Origin of the sequence: Paraburkholderia dinghuensis (assembly GCF_003837865.1) — a bacterium.
Taxonomy (GTDB): Bacteria; Pseudomonadota; Gammaproteobacteria; order Burkholderiales; family Burkholderiaceae; genus Paraburkholderia; species Paraburkholderia dinghuensis.
In genome coordinates, this window is record NZ_RQIS01000002.1 from 308,663 (window position 1) to 331,736 (window position 23,074).

Annotated in this window: 23 protein-coding genes and 1 pseudogene; 18 read left to right on the forward strand and 6 right to left on the reverse strand. The window is 59.9% G+C overall.

Features of this window, described 5'->3' with window-relative positions; all coding sequences use genetic code 11:
* Window positions 1-324: 324 nt before the first annotated feature.
* The 3 genes from D1Y85_RS04255 (at window position 325) to D1Y85_RS04265 (ending at window position 5,517) form a co-directional block, all read left to right on the forward strand.
* Window positions 325-3,732: a YadA-like family protein gene (locus D1Y85_RS04255; RefSeq protein WP_124149782.1), complete on the forward strand. Its 3,408-nt coding sequence runs from the start codon at window positions 325-327 to the stop codon at window positions 3,730-3,732.
* 90 nt (window positions 3,733-3,822) lie between these two features.
* Window positions 3,823-4,983 carry an OmpA family protein gene (locus tag D1Y85_RS04260; protein ID WP_124149783.1) on the forward strand — a complete coding sequence of 387 codons (1,161 nt, stop codon included), beginning with the start codon at window positions 3,823-3,825 and terminating at the stop codon, window positions 4,981-4,983.
* 144 nt (window positions 4,984-5,127) lie between these two features.
* A complete protein-coding gene (locus D1Y85_RS04265; protein WP_124149784.1) occupies window positions 5,128-5,517 on the forward strand; it encodes a hypothetical protein in 390 nt (129 codons plus the stop codon).
* A 703-nt stretch (window positions 5,518-6,220) separates the two neighbouring features.
* Here the strand turns inward: D1Y85_RS04265 and D1Y85_RS04270 are convergent.
* The 5 genes and pseudogenes from D1Y85_RS04270 to D1Y85_RS04285 form a co-directional block, all read right to left on the reverse strand.
* Window positions 6,221-6,640: a hypothetical protein gene (locus tag D1Y85_RS04270; protein WP_124149785.1), complete on the reverse strand. Its 420-nt coding sequence runs from the start codon at window positions 6,638-6,640 to the stop codon at window positions 6,221-6,223.
* 26 nt (window positions 6,641-6,666) lie between these two features.
* Window positions 6,667-6,906, reverse strand: coding sequence for a hypothetical protein (locus tag D1Y85_RS04275; RefSeq protein WP_124149786.1), 240 nt, complete (start codon window positions 6,904-6,906; stop codon window positions 6,667-6,669).
* Window positions 6,907-7,527: 621 nt separating this feature from the next.
* Window positions 7,528-7,959 carry a hypothetical protein gene (locus D1Y85_RS04280; RefSeq protein WP_124149787.1) on the reverse strand — a complete coding sequence of 144 codons (432 nt, stop codon included), beginning with the start codon at window positions 7,957-7,959 and terminating at the stop codon, window positions 7,528-7,530.
* Window positions 7,956-8,211: pseudogene (locus D1Y85_RS27435) on the reverse strand (hypothetical protein); the annotation flags it as partial. The gene D1Y85_RS04280 and the pseudogene D1Y85_RS27435, both read right to left, overlap by 4 nt.
* 92 nt (window positions 8,212-8,303) lie before the next feature.
* Window positions 8,304-8,603 (reverse strand): ribbon-helix-helix domain-containing protein, encoded by a 300-nt coding sequence (locus D1Y85_RS04285; RefSeq protein ID WP_124149870.1) that lies wholly within the window; start codon window positions 8,601-8,603, stop codon window positions 8,304-8,306.
* Window positions 8,604-8,665: 62 nt separating this feature from the next.
* Between D1Y85_RS04285 and sctC the strand changes: the two genes are divergently transcribed.
* The 15 genes from sctC to D1Y85_RS04360 all read left to right on the forward strand — a co-directional run bounded on the left by sctC (window position 8,666) and on the right by D1Y85_RS04360 (window position 21,784).
* Window positions 8,666-10,648 carry a type III secretion system outer membrane ring subunit SctC gene (gene sctC / locus D1Y85_RS04290; protein WP_246024768.1) on the forward strand — a complete coding sequence of 661 codons (1,983 nt, stop codon included), beginning with the start codon at window positions 8,666-8,668 and terminating at the stop codon, window positions 10,646-10,648.
* Complete coding sequence (locus tag D1Y85_RS04295; protein ID WP_124149789.1) at window positions 10,645-11,745, forward strand: FHA domain-containing protein; 1,101 nt, start codon at window positions 10,645-10,647, stop codon at window positions 11,743-11,745. The genes sctC and D1Y85_RS04295 overlap by 4 nt, the downstream gene beginning before the upstream one ends.
* Before the next feature lie 128 nt (window positions 11,746-11,873).
* On the forward strand, window positions 11,874-12,062 hold the full coding sequence (locus D1Y85_RS04300) for a hypothetical protein (RefSeq protein ID WP_124149790.1): 189 nt from the start codon (window positions 11,874-11,876) through the stop codon (window positions 12,060-12,062).
* Between the two features lie 64 nt (window positions 12,063-12,126).
* On the forward strand, window positions 12,127-12,459 hold the full coding sequence (locus D1Y85_RS04305; protein ID WP_124149791.1) for a hypothetical protein: 333 nt from the start codon (window positions 12,127-12,129) through the stop codon (window positions 12,457-12,459).
* The gene (gene sctJ / locus D1Y85_RS04310) at window positions 12,459-13,289 is read left to right on the forward strand and encodes a type III secretion system inner membrane ring lipoprotein SctJ (RefSeq protein ID WP_124149792.1); all 831 of its coding nucleotides are present in this window, start codon (window positions 12,459-12,461) and stop codon (window positions 13,287-13,289) included. Before D1Y85_RS04305 ends, sctJ begins: the two co-directional genes overlap by 1 nt.
* Complete coding sequence (locus D1Y85_RS27290) at window positions 13,286-13,861, forward strand: hypothetical protein (RefSeq protein ID WP_221410262.1); 576 nt, start codon at window positions 13,286-13,288, stop codon at window positions 13,859-13,861. The genes sctJ and D1Y85_RS27290 overlap by 4 nt, the downstream gene beginning before the upstream one ends.
* A gap of 83 nt (window positions 13,862-13,944) precedes the next feature.
* Window positions 13,945-14,586, forward strand: coding sequence for a FliH/SctL family protein (locus D1Y85_RS04320; RefSeq protein ID WP_221410263.1), 642 nt, complete (start codon window positions 13,945-13,947; stop codon window positions 14,584-14,586).
* 74 nt (window positions 14,587-14,660) lie between these two features.
* Window positions 14,661-15,566 (forward strand): FliM/FliN family flagellar motor switch protein, encoded by a 906-nt coding sequence (locus D1Y85_RS04325; RefSeq protein WP_246024769.1) that lies wholly within the window; start codon window positions 14,661-14,663, stop codon window positions 15,564-15,566.
* Window positions 15,563-16,210: an EscR/YscR/HrcR family type III secretion system export apparatus protein gene (locus D1Y85_RS04330; RefSeq protein WP_124149796.1), complete on the forward strand. Its 648-nt coding sequence runs from the start codon at window positions 15,563-15,565 to the stop codon at window positions 16,208-16,210. Before D1Y85_RS04325 ends, D1Y85_RS04330 begins: the two co-directional genes overlap by 4 nt.
* A complete protein-coding gene (gene sctS, locus D1Y85_RS04335) occupies window positions 16,207-16,482 on the forward strand; it encodes a type III secretion system export apparatus subunit SctS (RefSeq protein ID WP_124149797.1) in 276 nt (91 codons plus the stop codon). Before D1Y85_RS04330 ends, sctS begins: the two co-directional genes overlap by 4 nt.
* Window positions 16,479-17,207 carry an EscT/YscT/HrcT family type III secretion system export apparatus protein gene (locus D1Y85_RS04340; RefSeq protein WP_246024770.1) on the forward strand — a complete coding sequence of 243 codons (729 nt, stop codon included), beginning with the start codon at window positions 16,479-16,481 and terminating at the stop codon, window positions 17,205-17,207. The genes sctS and D1Y85_RS04340 overlap by 4 nt, the downstream gene beginning before the upstream one ends.
* A complete protein-coding gene (locus tag D1Y85_RS04345; RefSeq protein WP_124149798.1) occupies window positions 17,204-17,944 on the forward strand; it encodes an EscU/YscU/HrcU family type III secretion system export apparatus switch protein in 741 nt (246 codons plus the stop codon). Before D1Y85_RS04340 ends, D1Y85_RS04345 begins: the two co-directional genes overlap by 4 nt.
* A 19-nt stretch (window positions 17,945-17,963) precedes the next feature.
* Window positions 17,964-20,021, forward strand: coding sequence for a flagellar biosynthesis protein FlhA (locus D1Y85_RS04350; protein ID WP_246024771.1), 2,058 nt, complete (start codon window positions 17,964-17,966; stop codon window positions 20,019-20,021).
* A 24-nt stretch (window positions 20,022-20,045) separates the two neighbouring features.
* On the forward strand, window positions 20,046-21,362 hold the full coding sequence (locus D1Y85_RS04355) for a FliI/YscN family ATPase (protein ID WP_246024772.1): 1,317 nt from the start codon (window positions 20,046-20,048) through the stop codon (window positions 21,360-21,362).
* A gap of 218 nt (window positions 21,363-21,580) precedes the next feature.
* Window positions 21,581-21,784, forward strand: a complete 204-nt coding sequence (locus tag D1Y85_RS04360) for a hypothetical protein (protein WP_124149801.1) — start codon at window positions 21,581-21,583, stop codon at window positions 21,782-21,784.
* A gap of 108 nt (window positions 21,785-21,892) precedes the next feature.
* Here the strand turns inward: D1Y85_RS04360 and D1Y85_RS04365 are convergent, their stop codons facing one another.
* Window positions 21,893-22,891: a DUF1521 domain-containing protein gene (locus D1Y85_RS04365; protein WP_124149802.1), complete on the reverse strand. Its 999-nt coding sequence runs from the start codon at window positions 22,889-22,891 to the stop codon at window positions 21,893-21,895.
* Window positions 22,892-23,074 lie beyond the last annotated feature (183 nt).

Genomic DNA, 23,074 nt, shown 5'->3' on the forward strand with positions numbered 1-23,074 from the left:
TTATCTGTTCGCGCTTCGTTGACGACTCGCGTTAGCGACTCCTGTACGAACTCCCTCATGTTTGTCGGGCTGCCGTCATTTGATATTGCTGCGCCTGGTCAAGTCGTAACCCGCGCGATGATCGTGTACCACACCCATGGTCATCCAGTTGAGTACTTTTGCGGTACTGGTCGAAACGAAGGTAACGCATGGACCCGGCGATGTAGAGCCGCCGCACATCGGCCAGTTTCTTATTAATTATGGATAGCTAACTGAATCAGGGTAGTGGTGACGCCTCGATACAGTGCATTCGTTCAAGAAAACGTCTACGCACAGGGAATCTGTATGAACAAGGCTTATCGATCTGTCTGGAACGCGTCATCGGCAACATGGGTGGCGGCGCCGGAGAGCGTCAAGGGGAGGCGGGGCGGTGGGCCCGGCATCGCGACGATCGTGAAGACGTTGGCGGTAGTCGGCGTGGGCGGCCTTGCCCTGTCGGCGTACGCGGACGAGTCCGCGGCGGGCACGGCGAGCATGCTGGTCAGCAATTCAGCCGATCAAATGGCGCCGGCCAGCGCCCTTGCTGCACAAAACCTGATGTTGGCAGGCTCATTGCCCGCGGGATCCGGGGTCGATCTATCCGGGCTGGACAGGGTGTACAAAACCGCGGCCTATTATTCGAGAGTCGCCGGCCTCGCGGACGACACCGGGACATCGCCACCATCCGATGCGGCGCGCGCCGCCGGCAGCGGCTCGATCGCTATCGGCTCCAACGCGTTCACGCCGGGCGGGGCGGCGGTCGCGGTCGGCGTACAGTCCTTTGCGAGTGCGAAGGACTCGGTGGCGCTCGGCGCGGGTTCGGTCGCGGATGAGGCGAACACCGTGTCGGTCGGCAGTGACGGTTCGGGTTCGTACGTTGCGTACGATGCGAGCGGCAAGGCCTATACGATCCAGAATCAGGCCAACACGCGCCGTATCGTCAACATGGCCGCTGGGCACGGCGATACCGATGCTGTCAACGTCGGCCAGTTGCGGGCGGTGACGGGGCTGCTTGGCGGCGACGCAGGCATCGTGGCGGACGGCACGATTGCGGCGCCCAGCTATCGGGTGCAGGGCTTCACGGAGCATGACGTGGGCAGCGCGCTTACGGCGCTCGACGACGGGGTGAACGCCAACGGCGCGCGGATCAAGAACCTCGCGATCGACATCGACAACGGCACGATCGGTCTCGTCCGCCAGGACCCGGCGACGCGCGCGATCACCGTCGCTGCGGCTACGGACGGCACGACGGTCGACTTCACCGGCACGGCAGGCACGCGCCGGCTCCAGGGCGTAGCGGCGGGGATCGAGGACAGCGACGCGCTCAACGTGGCCCAACTCAAGTCGGCAGGGTTTCACTTCGACAGCGCGGGCAGCATCATGAACGGTGCCGTCACCTACGACGCCGGCACGAGTGCCGCAGGATCGCCCACCATCACGCTGGATCCCGGCGTCGGCGACAGCGTCTACTTTCGCGACGGTAACCGCGCAGCGGGACACCTGCCGGCAGGCACGGTGATCAGCAACGTCGCCAACGGCATTCAGGACACCGATGCAGCGAACGTGGGCCAGGTGTACGACATGATCAATGCCTCGACCCCGGGAGGCGGCGCGAACCAGACGCGGGTCATGTCGATGTCGAGCGCGCAGCCGCAGCGCGGCCCGAACGTCAACACGGACGGGCTCGACGTCACGTACGACACGGCGGCGTACTACTCGCAGGTGGCCGGGCGCGGCGACGACCGGGGCACGGCGCCGCCCTCCGACGTCGCGCGTGCGACCGCGAACGGCTCCATCGCCATCGGTTCCAACGCGCTGACCACCGGCACGGCGGGCACGGCCGTGGGCGTGCAGGCTTATACGTCGGCGAGCGACGCGGTGGCGCTCGGCTCGGGCTCGGTGGCGGACCAGGCGAATACGGTGTCGGTGGGCAGCCGCGGCGCGTCGTACACGGCGTACGACGCTTCGGGGAAGGCTTACACGATCACCAATGAGGCCAATACCCGGCGCATCGTCAATCTGGCCGCGGGCTGGACCGACACGGACGCAGCGAACGTCGGCCAGTTGCGGGCGGCTGGCCTTCAGGTCGATACAGGAGGCAACGTAACGAACGCGTTTGTCGCTTATGACGATACGAGCCGGTCGCAGGTGACGCTCGGCGGTTCCGGCGGCACGCGCATCACGAATCTGGCGGCAGGCACGGCCGACCGCGATGCGGTGAACGTGGGCCAGCTGAGGACGGCGGGCCTGCAGGTCGACACCGGTGGCAACGTGACGAACGCGTTCGTGGCCTACGACGACGCGACGAAATCGTCGGTGACGCTCGCTGGCGCGAACGGCACGAAGATTTCGAATCTCACGGCAGGGTCGGCGGACTCGGACGCCGTCAACGCCGCTCAATTGCGCGCGCTTGCTTCGACGCTCGGCGGCGGCGCCGACCTCTCGGCCAACGGCACGATCATCTCGCCGACTTACCACATGCAAGGCGGTACGCAACATACGGTCGGCGGGGCGCTCGATACGCTTGATTCCGGCCTGTCGTCGCTCCAGCAACAGGTTTCGACATCGGGCATCGGCCTCGTCGCGCAGGACCCCGTGAGTCACACGATCACGGTCGGCGCAAACACGGGCGGCAGTATCGTGAATATTTCCGGCAGCGCGGGCGATCGCGTGCTGACCGGCGTGGCGGCCGGGCAGGTGAAGCCGATGAGCGGCGACGCGATCAATGGCGCGCAACTCTACGCCAACGCGTCGAGCGTGGCCTCGGCGCTCGGCGGCGGTGCGGCGGTCAAGCCGGACGGCACGCTGAGTGCGCCCGCCTATTCGGTCGGCGGCGCGACGGTCAACAACGTCGGCGACGCGATCACGAATCTCGATGGCCGCGTCACGCAGAACACCACGGCCATCACGAATCTGCAGACCACGGTGACGCAGATCGCGGGCTCGGCTGCGAACGCGGTCCAGTACGATTCGTCGGCGCACGACAAGGTCACGCTGGGCGGCGTGGACGCTAACCGCAAGGTCAGCCTGACGAATCTCACTGATGCCACGCTGAGCGACACCAGCACCGACGCCGTGACCGGCGCCCAGCTCTACGCCACCAACCAGCAGGTCGCGAGCCTCGATCAGGCGGTGCAGAACGTCGCGTCCGCCGGCTCGAAGTACCTCGCGGTGAATACGTCGAGCGGCGCCGCTAACGCGAGCGGCAGCAGTTCGCTCGCGGTCGGCGGGGGCGCGAGCGCGAGCGGCAATGCATCCACGGCAATCGGCGATCAGGCGAGCGCCACCGGCTCGAATTCCGTCGCAATCGGCGCGAATTCTGTGGCGGCGCGCAACGATACGGTGTCGGTGGGCAGCGCCGGCAATGAGCGGCAGATCACCAACGTTGCAGCGGGTACGGTGTCCACCGATGCCGTCAACGTCGGTCAGCTCAACAACGCGATGGGCGGCATGAACGGGCGCATCGACGACGTCGATCGCAGTGCGCGGCGCGGGATCGCGGCAGCATCGGCGCTGAACATCGTCACGCCGTACCTGCCCGGCCGCACGACACTCAACGCCGGCGTCGCGTCCTACCGCGGCCAGGCGGCGCTGGGCATCGGCCTGTCGCGCTGGAACCAGAAGGGCACCGTCAACTACAACCTCGGCGTTTCGTCGGCGGGCGGCAACAGCACCATCGTTCGCGCCGGCATCGGCATTGTGTTCGGCGGCTAACGTGCGCGGCCGGGAATGGACAAAAGGGCGAGAGCGACAGCTCCCGTTGTTGTATGACCGGGCCGCGCGGCTCCTTCACGGGCAACAAACATGAAATATTCCCTAATGGCGATCGCCGTGGCGCTAGCGGTCGCCGGATGCGCGTCGCAAGCGGCGCGCGACGCGTTACAGATTCAGGACCCCACGGTGCTAGCCGACGGATTCCATACGGAGCAGAGCACGCAGGCCGGCGCCGTCACCGACGAGTGGATCGAGCAGTATGGGCGCACCGCACGCACCTCGACGCCCGACGACGTGCGGATACGCCTGCATTCGCTCGGCCCGCGCGAACGGGGTGGCTACTTCGGCGCGAAAGCGCAGTGCTGGATCAATGCGGCGAGCGAAGAGCGCGCGCTGCACGACGGCTGGGGCTTCGTCGAAGAGGCCACGCGCCAGGCCGATCTGCTCACGGGTGCGCTCGAAAGTCACGCGCAACCATCGGCGGAGAATCCGAAGCTGCGTACCGCGTCGCTGCTGCGTCCGGATCTTTGGCAGCAGTTGATGTCGGCGAAGTCATCGGCGGGGTGGCCGGACTGTCCTCAAGCGCAGCAGGTCGTCGCGTGCGCCGAAGTCGGCCTGATCCACGCGGGACACGAAGCGTGGACACGCGCTTTCGACGCGAGCCAGCGGCGCGTTGCAGCTATCGAACAGCAGATCGCGACGCTGCCGCACACGCTGAGCGCATGCGCACCCCCGCCGCCGCGACCGTTGCCGCCGCCTCGGGCGCTGCCGCCGAAGGTCGCGTTGCCCTCCAATACGCTGTTTGAATTCGACCGCGGCGACGTCGCAGGCATGTTGCCGCAAGGCCGTACCCAACTGAACGAGCTGGCGCGCGATCTCGGCGCGGACCTCGACGTGACGGCGATCCATGCCGACGGCTACACCGATCGCATCGGCGGCGAACGGTACAACATGGCTCTGTCGCAGCGTCGCGCGGATACGGTCGTTTCATATCTGCGCAACCAGGGAGCCACTGTTCCGATGAACGCCGCCGGGCATGGCAAAGCGAATCCGGTGGTCCAATGCGGCGAACGCGAGCGCCACGCGCTCATCGACTGCCTCGCGCCCAACCGGCGCGTCGAGTTGACCTTCTCGCGCCAAGGTGTCGCAAACGCCGCTTCGCAGGTTGCGCCGACCGGTCACACGCGAACGGTGCCTCAGCCGCCGTCCGACCAGCCGCCGTCCGGAACGCAGGTGCCGGCGTACCGCTAGCGCCGCAGGGCTAAAAGTGGCGTGCTTTGCTTTCTCTGGCTGCTGCCGCTATCCGTTCGCGTTTCGTTGATGACCTGTGTTAATGACGCCTGGATAAGCGTCAGTAAACATTTTGAAACACACCTGAATAAAGGAGTTTCGGCTATGGAAAATTTCAGTCAGTTCGTCCCTCAGCTGTACCGCTTGAAACCGATGGTCATTCAGGCTGTCCTCACTGACGGAAGCGACGAGAGCAATCAAGCGATTATCGAGTGGACCAAAGACAGTCTGACTCCGGCCGTCGTAGCTCCGTCGGGGACGCTTGCCATTCACACACTCGCGGGGCTTGTGCGGGTTGATCCGGGAGACTACGTCATCCGAGGAATTAATAGCGACTTTTACGTGTGTCGCCCGGATATCTTTGAAGCGAGCCATAACGCCAATGTTGCGGGGCGTTTTGCCAATAAGCCGACGGATGCGCAGAGCCGCAACTGGCAGACGGCTTCTGGAGAAGCAGTAAGCCTGGTAACGTCGGGACGTCATTCGACGAGATAGGTTTCGCTCGCGCAATCGTCGCGGCAGTGTGAAACGTGGCCCACAGCGCTAATGTTACCGGGTACTGCGATTGTGGGTTCGAAACACGGATGGAAAATCCTTACATCAGAACCTTGCAGGTTCGATAGTGAGGTCGGAGTTATTGGCGGTCACGCGTCAAGAAGCGTTACGATCCAGACAGAATAGCGGCGTAACCGCGGCAGGCGACAGGTAGTCCAGATGCGCCTTAATTCGCTGCCGGCTATCGAACATTCGGGTGGATAAATTGATGGAGCGTCTCGACTGTTCTCGCGCAGTGAAACGCTGTCGATAGAACAGTTCGCTCGCGAGTGAACCTCGGAATGGTTCGATCGGCGCGCTATCGTAGCTGTTGCTGCAATGGCTCACCGACGCCCGCATGCCGAACTGGCCGATGAGTTTCTGAAATGCGTGGGCGCACTATTGCGAGCCGCGGTTGGCGTAATGGATCAGATCCGGCTTCGGGTACCGGCTCGACACGGCGCGAAATAACGCCTGTATGACCAGACTCCTCATCATTCGCTCGCTCAACGCAAAGTCAACGATCTCGCCGCTGCGCAGTTCGCCAGCGTCTTGAGTGTGAGTGGAACCGACATCCGGCGTGCCGTTTCCTGAACACCGACACCTTCTGGCAAATCTTCGCCAGCTCCGCGCGGCACGTTTCGCGCGCTGTACGTGCCTCAAATCACGCGCGACCGTCGGTCGCGTTGTGCATCGACAGGTTTTGCGCTGCGCTGGCCGCACGCGCGGTCAGCGCATCATTCGCGAGCGTGGTCACATCGACAGCCACACTCAATCGCCCACGCCGACGCGAACCGTACGGTGACGCGGCTCTGTGGCGTTGGTCGTTTCGGTGCGCCACTGTTCCACCTCCACGACGCGCAACAGCTTTTTCTTTCGCGACGATTACCTGGTTGTAAGCGTGGATGACGATATGGCCGACATGCTCGGCGTCGCCTTCCACCACGAGGCGCAGGAGACGGGCGCACGTCGATCGAGGTAACTCGCGCAGCGCTGTGGCGAGTTCGCTTACCGATACGTGTTCGATCAGCGCGGCGAACAGGGACTTCGTGAACGTAAAGACTGGGGGACGTGGAGTTTCCATGGTTGGCTACGTAGGTGCGGTGCGAATCAGCCTGCTACGCGCTCGACCTCGCGCAGCAGCCGCTTGGCGTGGCTCAGGATCGCGCCGGAGTCAAGCACGCCGAAGTCGGTTCGCCGATGCAGTGCGCGGATGTAGCCGTGAAGCCTATCCGCTGCGTTTTGTCCGGCAGCGAGGTGGTCCAGGAATTCCAGTTCGTCGTCCGTGGCCCACGATCTGGTGTTGCCGTTCGTGCATTGTTCTTGAGTAGAAGTGCTTGGTCGTTTCAAGGCAAACCTTCGATAAAAATTTAGAGAGAAGGAATTCGAGCCGGTTACTCTCGTCCGGCGACGTGCCAGGTCGTCAGGTGGACCGGCTTGGCTACCACCCATTACCATCTTTCCAGCCGGTCAAAGCGCTGATGGATAAGTCCGTCCACAGAGTCCCCAATGCACTGGCAGACAAGCGCATCGGATCAATCCCTCTCTCACGGGTATGGGCGCGCCGCGTTTGCGCTCGCCCTCGCCGGGCGCCAGCTGGCGCCCGGCAGCGTCCAATTTCTACGCCGCATCCCCACGTCCACCGGTGCAGGTGCTAGCAGCGTTGCTGGGCTACGCACGTCGGGGCCAAACGGCGGCGTGGGTTGACTGCTCGTGAAGCAACAACGCTCACATCGCAATGACTGAACAGTCGGCGAATATCACCGTTTCTGGTTCCGCGTCTCAGGATGGCCTTAGTCCCGTCATCGACATCATCCGATCACTGCGTCTCGACGGTGCCATACGCGCGTATTTCGACAAAGCCGAACACGCTTCAACCTGACTCGTTTCGCCGGCCGCCGCAATTCCAGATACGGGTGACTTCTCCCATACATTTGATGCGGCGGACGTTTCAACGGCGAGTAATACGCGTTAGCCCATCATGCCGCCTGACATGCCGTTGGAGTTACCCATGCTGCTCATCACATCCTGGAGGAGCTTCATCAGATCCTGGATCATGTTTTGCGCTGATTGCGAGCCCTGGTCGCCAGCGCCGCCAGCTCCGCCAGGGCCGTCACCTCCGCCAGCCCCGCCAGGGCCATTCGAGGCAGAATCAGGCGGGAACATCGGAGCCGACTGGCCTTGACTGGCTGCGGGCGAATGACCAGACGAAGACATGTGACTAGCACTGGCAGCGCTGAATGACTGCATGGCACTCATGTTCGAAATATTGTTCGACATATTTAATTCCTGGACGAAAAACAATTTTTCAATGTGGACAACAATGCCCGTTGTGTAGGAATGGAAATACAAATATTTACATTGGAACCTCCAGATTCGTGAATACGTAACGATCAAAGTCAAGCATTACAAATCGCCATACGCTTCAGGTAACGACGGAGTATTCGCGCGTGTTGGGAACTTTGCACAATTGACACAGTGTGAACGAGCATAAGCACGGAGAAGGAGACGAAATGAAGGCCGCCAAAGGATTCGGGTAAGCGACTGGTATTCGCGTGCCAGTCGCCCGAAGGGATTGAGTCAGCCGCCGCTGCGTTCGACCACGCAGCGGCGCAACAACAGCACGAAGCCATTCTTCGCATCGGTCAGCGTCAGCGGACCACCTTCGCATGTGGACTGCAATGAGAGTCGGCCGAAAAAATGCGGATAACGCGATAAGTGGCTTGGCCGAAATTGGCTAACACGTTCTAGGCAAGATCTATCTGATGAGATGAATCCATGCGCTTGATCATTTGAACAACACAGACTACGCGCACGTAGCCCGTAAAGTTCCATATGGATTCGTGCGCGAGATCCATTTCCATCGCCCATCGTGAAATTAATTTTCCTACAGTTAGCGATTCTTCACGAGCGAGTTGCTCGATGATCGACCAATAAATCTCTTCCAGTCTAAGGCACGTAGCGATACCGTTGAGGCGAACCGATCGCTGTCTGAGCTTGAGAAGATCCGAGTTGATATTGCAGGACATTGTTCGAAACATTGGCATCCAAAGTAATTTAGATTCCTGTAATGCTCTACGGCGTAGATCTGCTTCGGTGGTATCTGCGTATGACCGCAGCAAACAACGACCACGATAGAGTCTCGTCACATCATACGCAGGGCTCACTTGTGGAAATTCATATGTTCATGACGCGACGAAGCGAGCGCGCGAAAGTTGAAAAAATATGTGTCAGGCGTTATCGCGCTGCCGTAGGAATTCGCCGGGTCGTAGTTGCTGGAATCGTGCTGAACGCTTCAATGGGCAATGCTGTCCAGCCGGTCTGGCGCGCGGAAACGATGCATTACTTCGCACGCGATACACCTTTACCCGACGTTTTGAGAGAGGTGGTGAGTGCGGGCGGGCTTCAGGTAAAAATCTCGCCCGGGGTAAAGGAGCCGGTCAACGGCGAATTCAACGAATTGCCAGAACGCGTGTTCGCCAGATTGATCGAAGCCTACGGGCTTAGCTGGTATTTCGACGGGCATGTCATTCACGTTTCTCGCACGAGCGATATCCGAAACCGGACTATTCCGTTTGCGCCCATGACGCGCTCAGATGTGGTCAGTCTATTGTCCAATCTTGGTCTCGACGACAGTCACCTGCCGGTTCGCTATTCGGAGACGACGGCTGTAGTAACCGGTCCATCCGGGTACGTCGATGCGATTGCCGATGCCGTTGCGCAGGCACAGGCGCAGATTGTCGTCAGCCCAGTTGTCAGCGAGATGGCGATCCGCGTCTTTCCGCTTCGCTACGCTCAGGCACAGGACATCACTTACAACTCGGGAAACCGGCAGCAGATCGTGCCCGGAGTGGCATCGCTGTTGCGCAAGCTCATGGCGGATGTTCCAGTTTCAGTACCCAGCCCGGAAACATCGATGAAGGTGCGCAGCCAGCGCCGGGAGGATCGCGGCGGGATGCTGCCGCTACCGAGCCTGCGCGGCCTGGGTTTGGCCGATAGCGCGCCGGTGATCGATACACCGTTGCCGGACGCCGGCGTGATTAACACCGTTGCCGCGTCAATGCGACGCAATATCGTCGCCGATGCACGCACGAATTCCGTTGTGATCTATGACGTGCCGTCAATGATGCCGAACTACGAGCGTACGATCGCGCTGCTCGATAAACCGCAGGATCTCGTCGAAATTACAGCGGCAGTCATTGATGTGTCGACGGATGCTGCGACGGAGCTGGGCATACACCTGAGCGGAACGGCGAGCGGAGGATGGGGCGCGGCTACCGCCATTACGGGCGCATTGTCGTCTGCGCAGAACGCGGCCACATCAGCGATATTGTCGGGTGCCAATCTTGCGACGATGATCGGCAGCCCGACAGCTTTTCTATTTGCAAAAATTCGTGCTCTCGAAGAGAGCGGCAAAGCGCGCGTTTTGTCGCGGCCGCAAGTGCTGACGTTGAACAACACCGAAGCGGTATTGTCGTCGCGAAATTCTATCTATGTGCGGGTAGCAGGTAATCAGGATGTCGACCTTTATAACGTCGACACCGGGCTGACGTTAAAGGTAACACCTACTGTGGAGTCCGTGCCGGGGGACGTGAGGAATATCCTGCTGAGTGTGCAAATCGAAGATGGAGCGTTCGATTCGTCCGATTCGGTTGACGGCATTCCGAAGGTCAGTCACAACTCCATCGTGACGCAAGCCGTTATCAAGGACGGAGAAAGTCTGCTCGTCGGCGGTTATGTGTATGAGCGCAACGCAAATTCTTCGTCGGGGGTGCCAGTGCTGTCGGATCTGCCGTTCATTGGCTACTTGTTCAGCGATAAGGAGGAGCAGGCACAGCGTCGTGAACGGCTGATCCTGATCACTCCCCGTATCAAGTCGATGACGACCCCGGCTGCGCGAACGGCCGTTGGCGTGGAGCCTTTGCCATCGGGCGTTACGCCGTCGATACCTCAATCCGGCATTGACGGTACGACCGTACCCACACCGATGATTCAGTCTGCCCGGTACGCGCTGGGGTCGACCGACTTGCTTCCTCCGCTTCCCACAGGCTCGTTGCCGGGTTCATCCACGACGAAGGATCGAATCCGATGAGCACCGGTGGAATCATTACCGTGACCGGCGGCATTCACGCCGGGGCCAGTGTGCTCTTGTCCGACGGTCATGACATGACGATCGGAAACGATGCAGACGCGAATATCGTGCTTGTCGACACGGGCATCGTGGCGCACCACGCGACCATTTGCCGGAGCGGCAATTTGCTGAGACTGACATCACACAACGTCGGCGTGCGGGTGTTCGGTCACGCGTTGGCACCGGGCAAGACAACTGTGGTGAGGCAGGGGGCGTCGTTCACGGTGGGCGATGCGCAAATACAGTTCAGCGGACCCGACTCGTTGACCCCAGATGAGGTGCGCTCGGCGGAGCTTGCGTGGCTGTTGGCGCATGCGCCCCTCGCCTATGTGGCGAAACGTTGGGCGCTGGCTTCGCGCGGCGTGAAGTTCACGCTGATGATAATGCTGGTGTCAGCCGGAGCAGGCGTGATATGGCAAACGTACGGCCCGCACGATGTCGGGCGTGAGGCACCGAAACTCGACGGTGCGTTCCGTTTCGTGACAGTCCATGAAGACCCGAAAACGCATGCGTACGTCTACGATGGCTATGTGTCAACCTCGCCAGATCTCTCCTCGCTGGCGGCCATTGTTCGCCGCGATACGTGTGCATCGGTGATGCGCGTGGTGGTCGTCGATCAGATGAAGGAACAACTCGCGGACTTTCTGACGAAGTATTACCGCGGCGCGCAGATCAAGGCAGGCGTCCCGGGCACGTTCGCTGTCATTCCCCCGGCTGACGAAGGGTATCTTCTGCCGGAATCGTGGGATTACGCACGCGTCGCGCGCCTTGCCTACGCGTCGATCAACGGTCTGCGCGAACTTCGGTTCGAAGGCCATGTGGCGGACAGCAGTCCGGTGCGAGCACCCCTCGGAGCCATTGGCATGAATCTGGCACGCTCGAACCATGGCTCGTGGCTCGTTGATACGCGGGGTGTGCGTTATTTTGCAGGCGCACAGCTGGCGCTGGGCAAGATTACGAACATATCGGGGTGCACGGTGACAATCGTCCGCAACGACGATGGAACGCCATATGTGCTCTCCGCTCAGAATGGTGACAACAACAAGAAGTGTAACTGAGTAGCGAGACAGGTTTTGCCCGCCGGGTATGTGCGCGCGTTGCCTGGCGTGCAATAAGTCGATGTGAACTAAAACGCGCGTTATTTATGTAATCAGGAGTATTTAATATGCAAGTAGGTGGCGCTGGAATGAACTCTCCTTACGCTGGAAACATGGGTGGCACAGGCTCGTCGGCCGGCGCGGGCAATGGGCAGACCACTCAGGACCTTCAGGATCAAAAGGCTCAAAACGCATTTCAGGAAGAAATGACGAAAGAAAGCAACATGGAGTCGAAGCGCAATCAGACGCGTATGGGTGTGATCGCGAACCTGAAGTAATTTCATGATAGAGGCGCCGCACTGACGGCGCCTCGAATGCAAACAAAATTGAAGAGGCAAATAAATGCAGCTGCAACCCGTGGTGATGAATGCATTTCATCATGACCTGGCTCCGGATTCGGGGCAGATTCAGTCGCCCACCAATACGTATGGCAATACCGGCAATTCTCCTTTTATCTGGATCCTCGAGCGTGCGGAAGAAATCTCAAAGGCTCAGGACCAGCGTATTGATGACGATCTCAAAGCGCACGCGAAAAGCCAGTCCTCGACGGCGAAACTGCTCAATCTATTGCAGCTGCAATATGACCTGGATGACATGCAATTCAGCGCCACGCTGGCGAAAAACGTCGCCAATCAATTTAGTCAGGCATTGACCACGCTTACACAGAGGAATTAATGCGCCGCGCACTGATCCTGCTGCCGCTGCTATTTCTCATCGGCTGCAAATCGTCACTGTTCGAAAGCCTGGACGAGGACCAGGCAAACCAGATCGCCGCCGTTCTGAGCCAGCACGGTATAGATGCTGTCAAGGAGCGTAACGCAGACAAGACATGGAGCATCTCTGTAGATAGTAATAACGTCACCACCGCAACCGAAATTACGCGTGAATACGCGTTGCCTCACGGCGGCCATGCGAATTTTGGCGAATTGTTCAGCCGCCAGGGGTTGATTTCGAATCCTGGGGAAGACCAGGTGCGCTATGTGTATGGATTGACGGAGGAACTATCGGAGACGCTCGAAAAAATCGACGGGGTACTCATTGCGCGTGTACACGTAGTTCAACCCGAACGCGATCCGCTAATGCAGCAGGTCACGGCGCCATCGGCGTCGGTAATGATTCGCTATCGCAGCGACTACAACCTCGACTACATGAGGGACAAGATTCGCGGTCTGGTGGCAGGCAGCGTGGAAGGGCTGACGCCCGACCACGTTAATCTGACGCTGGTCCCGGTCACGCCTGATGTCGAATCTGGCATTGCGGGCAGCAACAGAAGTGCTTGCATTGCCGCGTCCGATGGCAATTCGCGCCGCGCCGTTATGTTGACGCTGATATTTCTGGCCGTGACGGCGATGATTGTTTCGGCGTGGGTGTGGGGCAAGGGCGTTCGCTCGTTCGCACCGACATTCTTTCGGCGAAGAAACATCAAGAAGATGGCAGGGCAGCCAGCCGAAAAGCAGCCAGCCGACAAGAAGCCAGACACTTCAGCTGGAAAAGACGCGTCATGACCCGCATCGCGATACTCGCCTTGTCGAAATGGGCGCACTTCAGTTGGCTGCCGCGTGGTGAACGCGCGCTTACGGAGTGGGCACAGGTTGACGCCAACGCTGATCTGCTCGCGCGCTATCCGCAACTGACCGCAATGCAGACGACGCCAGCAATGCCGCCGTTTGCCGTATTGCCACGCCCAGCATGCGCGAAGGTATTGCGTGTGACTGCGGCGCTCGCTCACGCGCGGTTATTGCGCAGGGTTATCAGCGCGAGGGCGCAGCGAATCTTTGAGATTCGCATTGCACCGCACTTGCTGCACGCGATTCAACGCGACTTGCGCGGAGAGCAGGTGGATGTGGATCAAAACGTGACGCTAAATGTCCTGGATCGTGCGGAAATGACCGCGGCCGGTCTGAGGGTGGCATTGCGTACGATTGAAGACCCGGCGCTACGCGTATTGGTGGAATTGCGTCTACCACGCGCCGTCGTGCGGGGCATGGCGGACGTCGGCGTGTGCGACATGCGTGTAGAAACCGCCCGCGACTTGCTCGATGCTGCGTACGCGCTTGCGCGAGGTGAAGCATGTTGATATGCCGAAGAGGTGAGTGGCGCGTGGAGTCTGATGGTTTTGTGTCGTCCACGGAGCTTCAGGGGCTTGAAGGGTTGCGGGAAATGGAAGCGTTCCGCGCGCGGGACGCCGAATGCGAGGTCGCACGCCTCGCGGAGCGCGTGCGTGCACTGAAGCGCCGCGCGTGGCGCAGAGGGTACGAGGCCGGCCGTCGCGCCGCGCTGTACGAGTTCGTCGCGCAACCGGTAGCCGTATCGTTCGCGTCGCGTTGTCTGGAAGAACGGCTTGCCGACATGGTGCTGAAGATGGTCGCCGGGATAGTCGGTGAACTGCCCGCTGACGTAGTGCTGCCGATCCAGCTGCGGCGATGCCTTGATGCGTCACGTGCGCAACAGGTGCTCTCGGTGCGCGTGTCGGCAGACGATTACGACGAGACACAACGCAGCATACGCACGCTTGAACAGGAACTGAACGCCTCGGTTTTCACGGTGCTGGCCGATGCGGGCTTGCCGCCACATTCGCTTGTCGTCGAAACCGAGCATGGCGTGATCGACGGCAGTCTGACGCCGCAACTACGGGTGCTGGAACAGGGCATGAGAGACGCAATCAAGACGCTGCTCGATGAGTACCGCTACATCGATGGCGAATCGGCGAGGCAGTTTGATCTGGTCGACAGCGGTTTGCGCGACGTGATCGCCTTGCTTGCGGAGCCGAATAACGGACTGGAAGACGGAGAGGGAAAATGAGTCCGTGGCGAGACATCAGGCGGATCTCGCTTGAGCACGCGCGGCGGCAAAACGTCGCCGCGCTGCATTTTGGCGTGGCCTATCCGGTCAGCGTCGGCAAGCAGATGTTCACGCTGCAATTCGAGCCGTGTCGTGCGAGTTATCCACTGCGGCTTCATGGGCAAGCGGGGGGCGCGATGCTGACTCTCGACTGCGACGCGCAGGCGCTTTTTCCCGAACTGGCCCGGCAATCATTGACGCAGGCCGGAGCCAGTGCTCATGTGTTGATCATGCAAGCCTTCGAGGACTGGCTGGACGCACTCGAAGGCGTGTTCGGATTCACGCTCGACGTGAGTAGCACGTCGTTCGATGTGGCGCCACCGCCTGGGGCACATGGTCTCGTCCTCACGCACGCGCGGACCCATCGAGCAGCGCACTTCGCACTGGACAGCGAAGCAATCGATCAATGGCTGGAACGCCAGCCTGCTCCCGTGAATGACATGGCCCGTCTATCGCGCCGGCTGCTGGTGCCCGTGCCAGTGTGCAAGGCAGGCCCCTCGCTGACGCTGCGGCGCCTGCGCGGGATGAGGCGCGGTGATGCGCTGCTTCTCGATCGCTCGTCGCTGTTCTTGCGTCTGCCGCTCTGTCATGGAGCGCGCCGTATTTTGCTCAAACCTGCAGGGGAATACATGTTGATAGATGTTCCGATGATCGACGAAAACACGGAATCCGCCGAGATGACAAGCGAACTGGTTCCCGCCGGCGCCCTGACGTTCCCGGTTGACGCGGTGATTGGCACACTGTCGCTGACACTCGATGAGTTGACTCGTCTGCGTACGGGTTCGATCGTGTCGTTGCAGTTGCCGGTGCGCAGAAATTCGGTCTTGTTGCTGTGCCAGGGCGTTCCGTTCGCCCGCGGCGAACTGATCGACATTGATGACGCGCTAGGTGTACGCATTGTCGATCTGGCGCATATGACGGAGACACAAGAGTCATCATGAGAGATCAGGTCGTCAATCTTCAGTTCATCGTCCTTTTTTTCTTCCTTGGGCTGCTGCCGCTGATCGTCACGATGACCACATCGTTCACCAAGATCAGCATCGTGTTGACATTACTGCGTTCAGCGGTCGGCGTGCAGCAGGCGCCGGGCAACATGGCGCTTTCGGCGCTGGCGCTCGCGGCAACGCTGGTTGTGATGGCGCCGACACTGGAGAAAATCGGCGCCGATCCGGCTATCAACGAGAGCATCGAACGCGGTGAGATGCCCGCCGTCGCTGACCTCTATCGGGGAGTGAGGGGGCCGCTCGGTGATTTCATGTTCCAACATTCACGACCCGCCGAGCGTGCGTTTATGGTGACGGCCGCAAAGCGCCTGAATCCTGAACACGATGTACAGGAAACCGATTTTTCGGTTTTGATTCCGGCGTTTATGATCAGTGAGATCTCGAGCGGATTCGAAGCTGGCTTTCTGCTTTATATGGCGTTTCTCGTCATCGACCTCGTCGTCGCCAATATCTTGATGGCGATGGGCATGGTGATGCTGTCGCCCACGATGGTATCGACACCGTTGAAGCTCTTTGTGCTCGTGTCCGTGTCGGGTATTTCAAAACTGATGCACGGTCTCATAGTCAGCTACGCAAGATGAACTGGAGTCCGTCACTACACTCGCTGGCGAGCGATGCGTTGTTGCTCGTGTTCTGGCTTTCGCTGCCCACGCTCGTGGTCGCCACAGCGGTCGGTCTGCTGATTGGTCTCGTGCAATCCATTACGCAAATTCAGGATCAGGCTCTTCCGTATAGCGTGAAGATCATCGCTGTCGCGTTTACGTTGATGATCGCGGTGCCGTGGGGCAAGACCGAGGTGTCCCATTTTCTCGATCAGGCGTTTTCATACATCGCAACGGGACGCGTGAAATGATGGACGACTACATCGGATATATCGAGGGGTTGGCGTTTTGTAGCATCCGGCCGGTCGTAGCACTATCGCTGATTCCCTTTGCGGGCACAGAATCGCTAGGCATAGCGTTGCGGTTGCCGTTGACCTTGATGCTTGCCGTGTTGCCGCATCAAGCAGGCTGGCCGGACAATCCGGTCATTGCGATCGGGGTTGAGGTGTTGATCGGCCTGACGCTTGGCCTCTTGCTGAGCGTGACATTCCACGCGGCCGCCGCTGCCGGTGCGTTGATCGACCAGCAAGGTGGTTACATGGTCGGCGCGTCCTACGATCCGAATTTCCGCACCGAAGCAGCGCATTTCGAGAAGCTCTTCGTCTGGTTGGCCACGTTGACGTTTTTCACCGGAACGGGCCTGAAGGCCGTCTACGGCTTCTTCGCCGATGCATGGGCGCTCTGGCCGCCCGGTGCGCCACGTCCCGACTACATGCGAGTGATGCAGGAGTTGGCGGAGAGCAGACTGGCGCTGTCAATCGTTGAAGGCATAAAACTGGCGATGCCGCTCATCGGCCTGATGTTCCTTGTTGATATTTCGCTGGGGTTGATGTCCCGCTACGCGAAACGGATCAATCCGTTCATGACCGCACCCTCCGTCAAGGCGATCGTGTTGTCATTCACGATTATTTTCTGCGTGCCTGTTCTGCTCGAACGATTCAACGCTATTTTCCTGGCCGGCGCGATATTACGATGAGCGACAAAACTGAAGCCCCGACTCCTCACCGGCTACGACGCGCGCGCAAAGACGGCGATATTGCGAAGAGCGCGCATATTACTGTCGCTGTGAGTGGTCTCTTCTGGTGGCTCTTTCTGGTAACCGAAGCACCGCACATGTATCAGGTCTGCGTTCATGCGGTGGATTCTGTGACGCGAATCGATCAAACGCTACCGTTCGATGAGCGCTACATCGAAGTGGTGAGCGCGCTCACAGCGATGCTGCCGGTCGTGATCGCAACACTCGGTGTCAGCGTGATCGCGATCGTCGTGCCCGAAGTGGCGCAAACCCGCGGTCTGATCGCATTCAAGCGTGCGGCGCCGGACATTAAACGCATGAACCCGGTGTCGGGACTTAAAAACCTGTTCGGGGTGAAGACGTTGGTGGAGACCGCAATCACGCTGGCGCAGTTTTCTATACTGCTATTCATATTCGCATATGCGTTCAAGGTGTGGTGTGCGCAGTTGCTACCTTCGTTTGCGCTCTCGTTCGGTGGGCAACTGAGCGTCACTTGCCAGTCGCTTGCGCGTTTGCTGGCCATGATGAGCATTTCGCAACTCGTGCCTGCGGCCGTGGACGTCAGGTTGCAGCAGTTCCAGTGGCGCCGGCGTTTGAGAATGGACAAGAACGAAATCAGGCGCGAATACCGCGACGAAGAAGGCGACCCCCTTGTCAAGGGGCGTCGCCGGTCCTTGCACAGGGAGCTGAGCCAATAAGATGCTCGAGAAAAACCAAATGAACCGTGTCGATTTAACGGGGCTGTTGACGCGTTACGCGGACCTTGGCGTGGGGGGCGGCCTGCTCTGCGTGCTTGTGCTGTTGATCGTACCAGTACCGCCATTCGTCCTCGATCTGTTCATCTGCGTGAGTTTCACGACCAGCTTCGTGATGCTCGCGGCAACGATCTACGCGGCGAAGCCGGCGGAGCTATCGAGCTTCCCGTCGCTGCTTCTCGTGACGACGTTGCTGAGGCTGGCCCTCGCGATTGCGTCGACGAAAATGATTCTGCTTGATGCGCACGCCGGACAGATCATCAGCGCGTTCGGCCAATTAGTGGTTGGCGGCAATGTGGCGGTCGGCATTGTGGTGTTCGTCGTATTGTCGGTGATCCAGTTCATCGTCGTGGCGAAAGGAGCGGACCGCGTCGCCGAAGTGTCGGCACGCTTTACGCTCGACGGCATTCCCGGGCGTCAGATGAGCATCGACGCCGATCTGCGCAGCGGCCAGATCACGGCCTCCGACGCCGTCCGGTTACGTGCCGAGCTGGAGCGCGAGACATACTTTTATGGATCGCTTGATGGAGCGATGAAGTTCGTCAAGGGCGATAGCATTGCGGGACTTGTCGTCGCGCTTGTCAATATTGTCGGTGGCCTTACCATCGGCATCGGCCAACGCGGTATGTCGTTCGGCGACGCGCTGAACACGTATACGATCCTGACGGTTGGCGATGGCCTCGTCTCGCAGATTCCGTCGTTGATCGTATCGATATCGGCGGGTTTGCTGGTTACGCGCGTCTCGTCGAGCGGTGGAAGCACGAATCTCGGCCGGGATATTTTTCGGCAATTGTCGCTGTATCCGGCAGCACTGGTGATGGCGGGCGTTGCCTGTCTTGGTCTCGCGGTCATTCCGGGCTTTCCTCACGTCCAGTTCATTCTGGCGGGGGGCGCGCAGATCGGCCTGGCAATTGTGACGAAGCGCCAGCGTGCGGCGGCGGAAAGGTTGGAGCGGCCGCGGATGCCGGGGATGACGCGTGATGGCGGAACCTACGTGCAACGCATTCTCGACGATGTCGAACTGGGCACGAGTTCGCCGCTTCGTGTGCGTATCGGCGTCAAAGCGTACGAAGCGCTGCATCCAGTCGAACTTAACCGTCGCTTCGCGCGAATGCGCCGCGACCTGATGGTGCGGCTCGGTGTGCCGTTTCCGGGTGTCGGTCTCTTGCGAGATTCGCAACTCGACGAAGATCGCTATATCTTCGATATCGACGACGTGCCGTTCTACGGGGGGGCGCTGGTTGCCGGACACGTGCTGGTGAGCGGTGATGCATCGCTGGTGACTATGGACGGCATGTCGGGTTATCACCCGCGCGCGGAGAAATCGGTATGGGTGCCCGAGCAGTCGGCCGCCGCAATCGACGACGCACGTATCATAAAATCGAGCGCCGATGCAGCGCTCTGTGATCACCTGATGGACGTGTTCGAGCAGCATGCGTCGACGTTCTTCGGAACGCAGGAAACGCGCATTCTCCTTGATCAGCTCAGCATCGAGTTTCGCGAACTCGTGAATCAGATTCAGCAGGTGATAACCACGGTGCAGCTTGCCTGCGTGCTGGGCAGTCTGCTGGACCAGCGAATTCCGATTCGGAATCTGCGTGGCATTATCGAGGCAATCCTTCGCGTGCCGGACGGGGAGCGCTCGCTCGACCGGATGGTGCGGGAGGCACGCATCGCCCTCGGACATCAAGTGGTTCGCCCGCTGGCGGATCTGAACAACTGGGTAGTCAATGCAGTCGTGCTCGAACCGGAGTGGGAAGCCGATCTCGAAGCGCAGATTGAAGTCGGCCCCGATGGCGAACCGCGATGCGTACTCGACGCCGATCAACTGGAAATCCTGCAGCAGACCTTTGCCGAGCAAAGCGATCCAGTGCGGCTCGTGGTGACGACGGCGCTTCTGCGTCCTCATCTCGCGCGCATTCTGCGCACGCTCGGCATTCGCACCGATGTGCTCGCAATGGAAGAAATTCCGCTCGACACCTATCGCGTCCACGCGATCGCGACGCTCGAACGGGGTTGATCCATGCAACCAATGAACAGCAAAATGAAAACGCTTGTGGCGCAAACGCCGCTACTTTCGACGAAACCAGTGCTCAATGCAAGGCTTGCAGAAGCGCGGGGAGTAATCGTGCGTGTGGTCGGCGCCTCGTTGCGCGTCGGCGAAATGGTGCGGCTTATCCGGCCCGATACGCAGGAGGTGCAAATCGGCGAGGTGGTTGGCTTCGGGCAGGACGGGGCGCTCGTCGTGCCGTTCGACGGGCTGATGGGATTGTCGAATATTACCCAGGTGGAAGGCTGCGGGCTCAACTGGCGTGGCTTCGACGCGTCTTCGCTGCTCGGACGAGTGGTTGACGGACTTGGGCGGCCCCTTGATGGCGGCACCGCCCCGACGACGGCAACCGCGCGGCAGCAGACGAGCATGCTGCCACTGGTCAATCCACTCGACCGTCCGGTGATTTCGACGCCATTCGCGACCGGTGTCCGGGCAATCGACGGCCTCTTGTCCTGCGGAGTCGGCCAGCGCGTCGGCATCTTCGCGCCGGCAGGCGGCGGCAAGAGCACGTTGATAGGCATGATTGCAAACGGGGCAGTCGTCGACGCGATTGTCATCGCGCTGATCGGCGAGCGTGGCCGCGAAGTGGCCGAGTTCATTCACGATCATCTTGGCCCGCGGCGCGCATCGTCCATCGTGATCACGTCGACGGCCGAGCGGCCGGCGGCCGAGCGCATCAAGGCTGCCGAACTGGCGTGCAGTGTCGCGAGCGAACTGCGCGCCGAGGGTAAGCAGGTCCTGCTACTGTTCGATTCACTGACGCGCTATGCGCGCGCGCTGCGCGAGGTTGGCCTCGCAGTGGGCGAGCCTCCCGTGCGCCGCGGATATCCACCGCGAGTGTTCGCCGAGTTGCCGAGACTGACCGAATCAGCAGGGCTGACTCGGCAGGGCTCGGTCACTGCGTTCTTTACGGTGCTGGCCGAAGACGAAGAAATGACGGACCCCATCGCGGAGGAGGCGCGCTCGCTGCTCGACGGACATATTCAACTCTCGGGACGACTCGGTGCGGCGGGACATTATCCGGCCATTGATGTGCTGAAGAGCAAGAGTCGCGTGATGACACGCGTGACGAGTCAAAAACATCGCGACGATGCAAATCGCGTACGTGGCTGGATGAGCCGGTATCAGGAAGTTGAACTGTTGCTGCAGATAGGCGAATATCGGCGTGGCAACGATTCCGAAAGCGATCTCGCGATCGATCGTCATAAATTGATTGAACGCTTCCTGCGCCAGCCGCAAGACCAATGTGGCGATTGGGGGAGCACGATTTCATCGCTGCACGCCCTTTGCCGCGGGGCGGACAAATGAAGGACGCGGCACAGGTGCGTGCGTGGACGTTGCTCGCACGTGTGCGACAGCTAAGAGTCGAGCGGGCGCGCCGCCTGTTGAATGAGGCACGCCTTGGCGTTCAGCGAGCGGTAGCAGATGTTGCGTCGCGAAGGAATGCCCTCGCGGAGCACGCGGCAAGGCGCTGCACAATTCTGGATGCATGTTCCTGTGGCGAAAGGGGCGCGACGCTTTGGCGTATGGCGTTGCATCGGCACGACGCCGGAAAGTACGCGCTGGAATCGGCGCTAGCCGTTGCATGCCATGCCGGGGAGCGCGCACAGGAACGCGTCGTTTCGGCGCTGCATGTTCTGCAAAAGGAGATGCGCGGGCTGGACTATGCGCGGGAGCAGGTGCGCCGTCTCGTCGCTGCACAGCAGGACGATAGCGATCCCGACGATTGATGATCTAACGTCGAACGGAACCCGGCATTGTCGTCCGGGTGAGACTTCGGTGGTTTGAGTCCCGCACATTCACAGGTCGCCGTATTACGGCGACCTTGGCTTCTACGGTCAGGCCTTGAGGATGTCTGCCGCAGTCGGCGCTTTGCCCGTATTCGGATCGATCCAGCCTGTGCCTGAACTATTGGCGATGAGCGTATAGCCGTCAGGGGTCTGTTGATCGAGTTGGCGGCCGTTGCGGCTGCGTTCCACGGTAAGCGGATTGCTGTCGAGTTGACTCAAACCATTGACCACGTAGGCCTTGTTGCCTTGAGTGATCGTTACCTGGTCAGCGTAACTGACGGAGCCCATCGCCTGCGTTCCGACGGTGACTTTCGTCTTATCGGGCAGATCGAACGTTAGCGACCCGTTGAACATGTTGGATGTGCCGTTGGTGTCGAGGTGTGGATCACCCCAGATTTTGGTCGTATTACCGGTCTGGCTGTTCGTCAGAAGGAGCGAAGAATCACTCTTCTTCAGATCGATAGTGTAATCGCCGAGATTAATACTCGCCTGGTTGTTCTGGACCGCCGTGTTGCTCCAGCTATTTTTTGGGCTGCTGCAATTGCTTACGTTGTTTCCGGATTGCTTGTTGCGCCCGTTACTCTGTTGACCACTGAAGCTCTTCGTGATGTTCGTGAACTGTGTATTGCTCCAGCTGCTTTGCTGGCTGCTGCAACGGCTATTGCTGTTTTTTGACTGTGTATTGCTCCGGCTACTTTGCTGACCGCTGCAATGCCCCTTGTTGTCCTTGACCTGTGTATTGCCCGAGCTGAAATTTCGACTGCTGATATTTTTATTGTTGTTCATGGCCCCGGTATTGGTGCTGACCTGTTGAAAAGTGGCCGTCCACGTCGATGTCGACGTACTGTTCGGTGACCGGGAATTCTGCTGATAATAGCTCGTTGCGGAGAATTGCTGATTCCCTGTGCCATTATCGCGAGTTCCGGTCGAGACCGACTTCGAACTGGATGATTGTGTTGTGCTTCGATACGATGCGCTACTCGTCGCGAATGAGGATTGAGTCTGGCTGTACGATGCAAAACTGCTGCGATCGATTGTGGCTTGCATTTAATGAGTCCTCGAATGGTTGACTTGTCGATCCTGCTGGTTGCTGGATCTATCCGGATAGGACAGGTTTGCTCCTGTCTTCACCGGCAGAAAAAGTCTACGGAATGGATACGTTTCGCATGCACTACAGGCGTATCGCAGTGCTAACGGGTATAAGAGTCGATAACACAAGTTATCGACGAA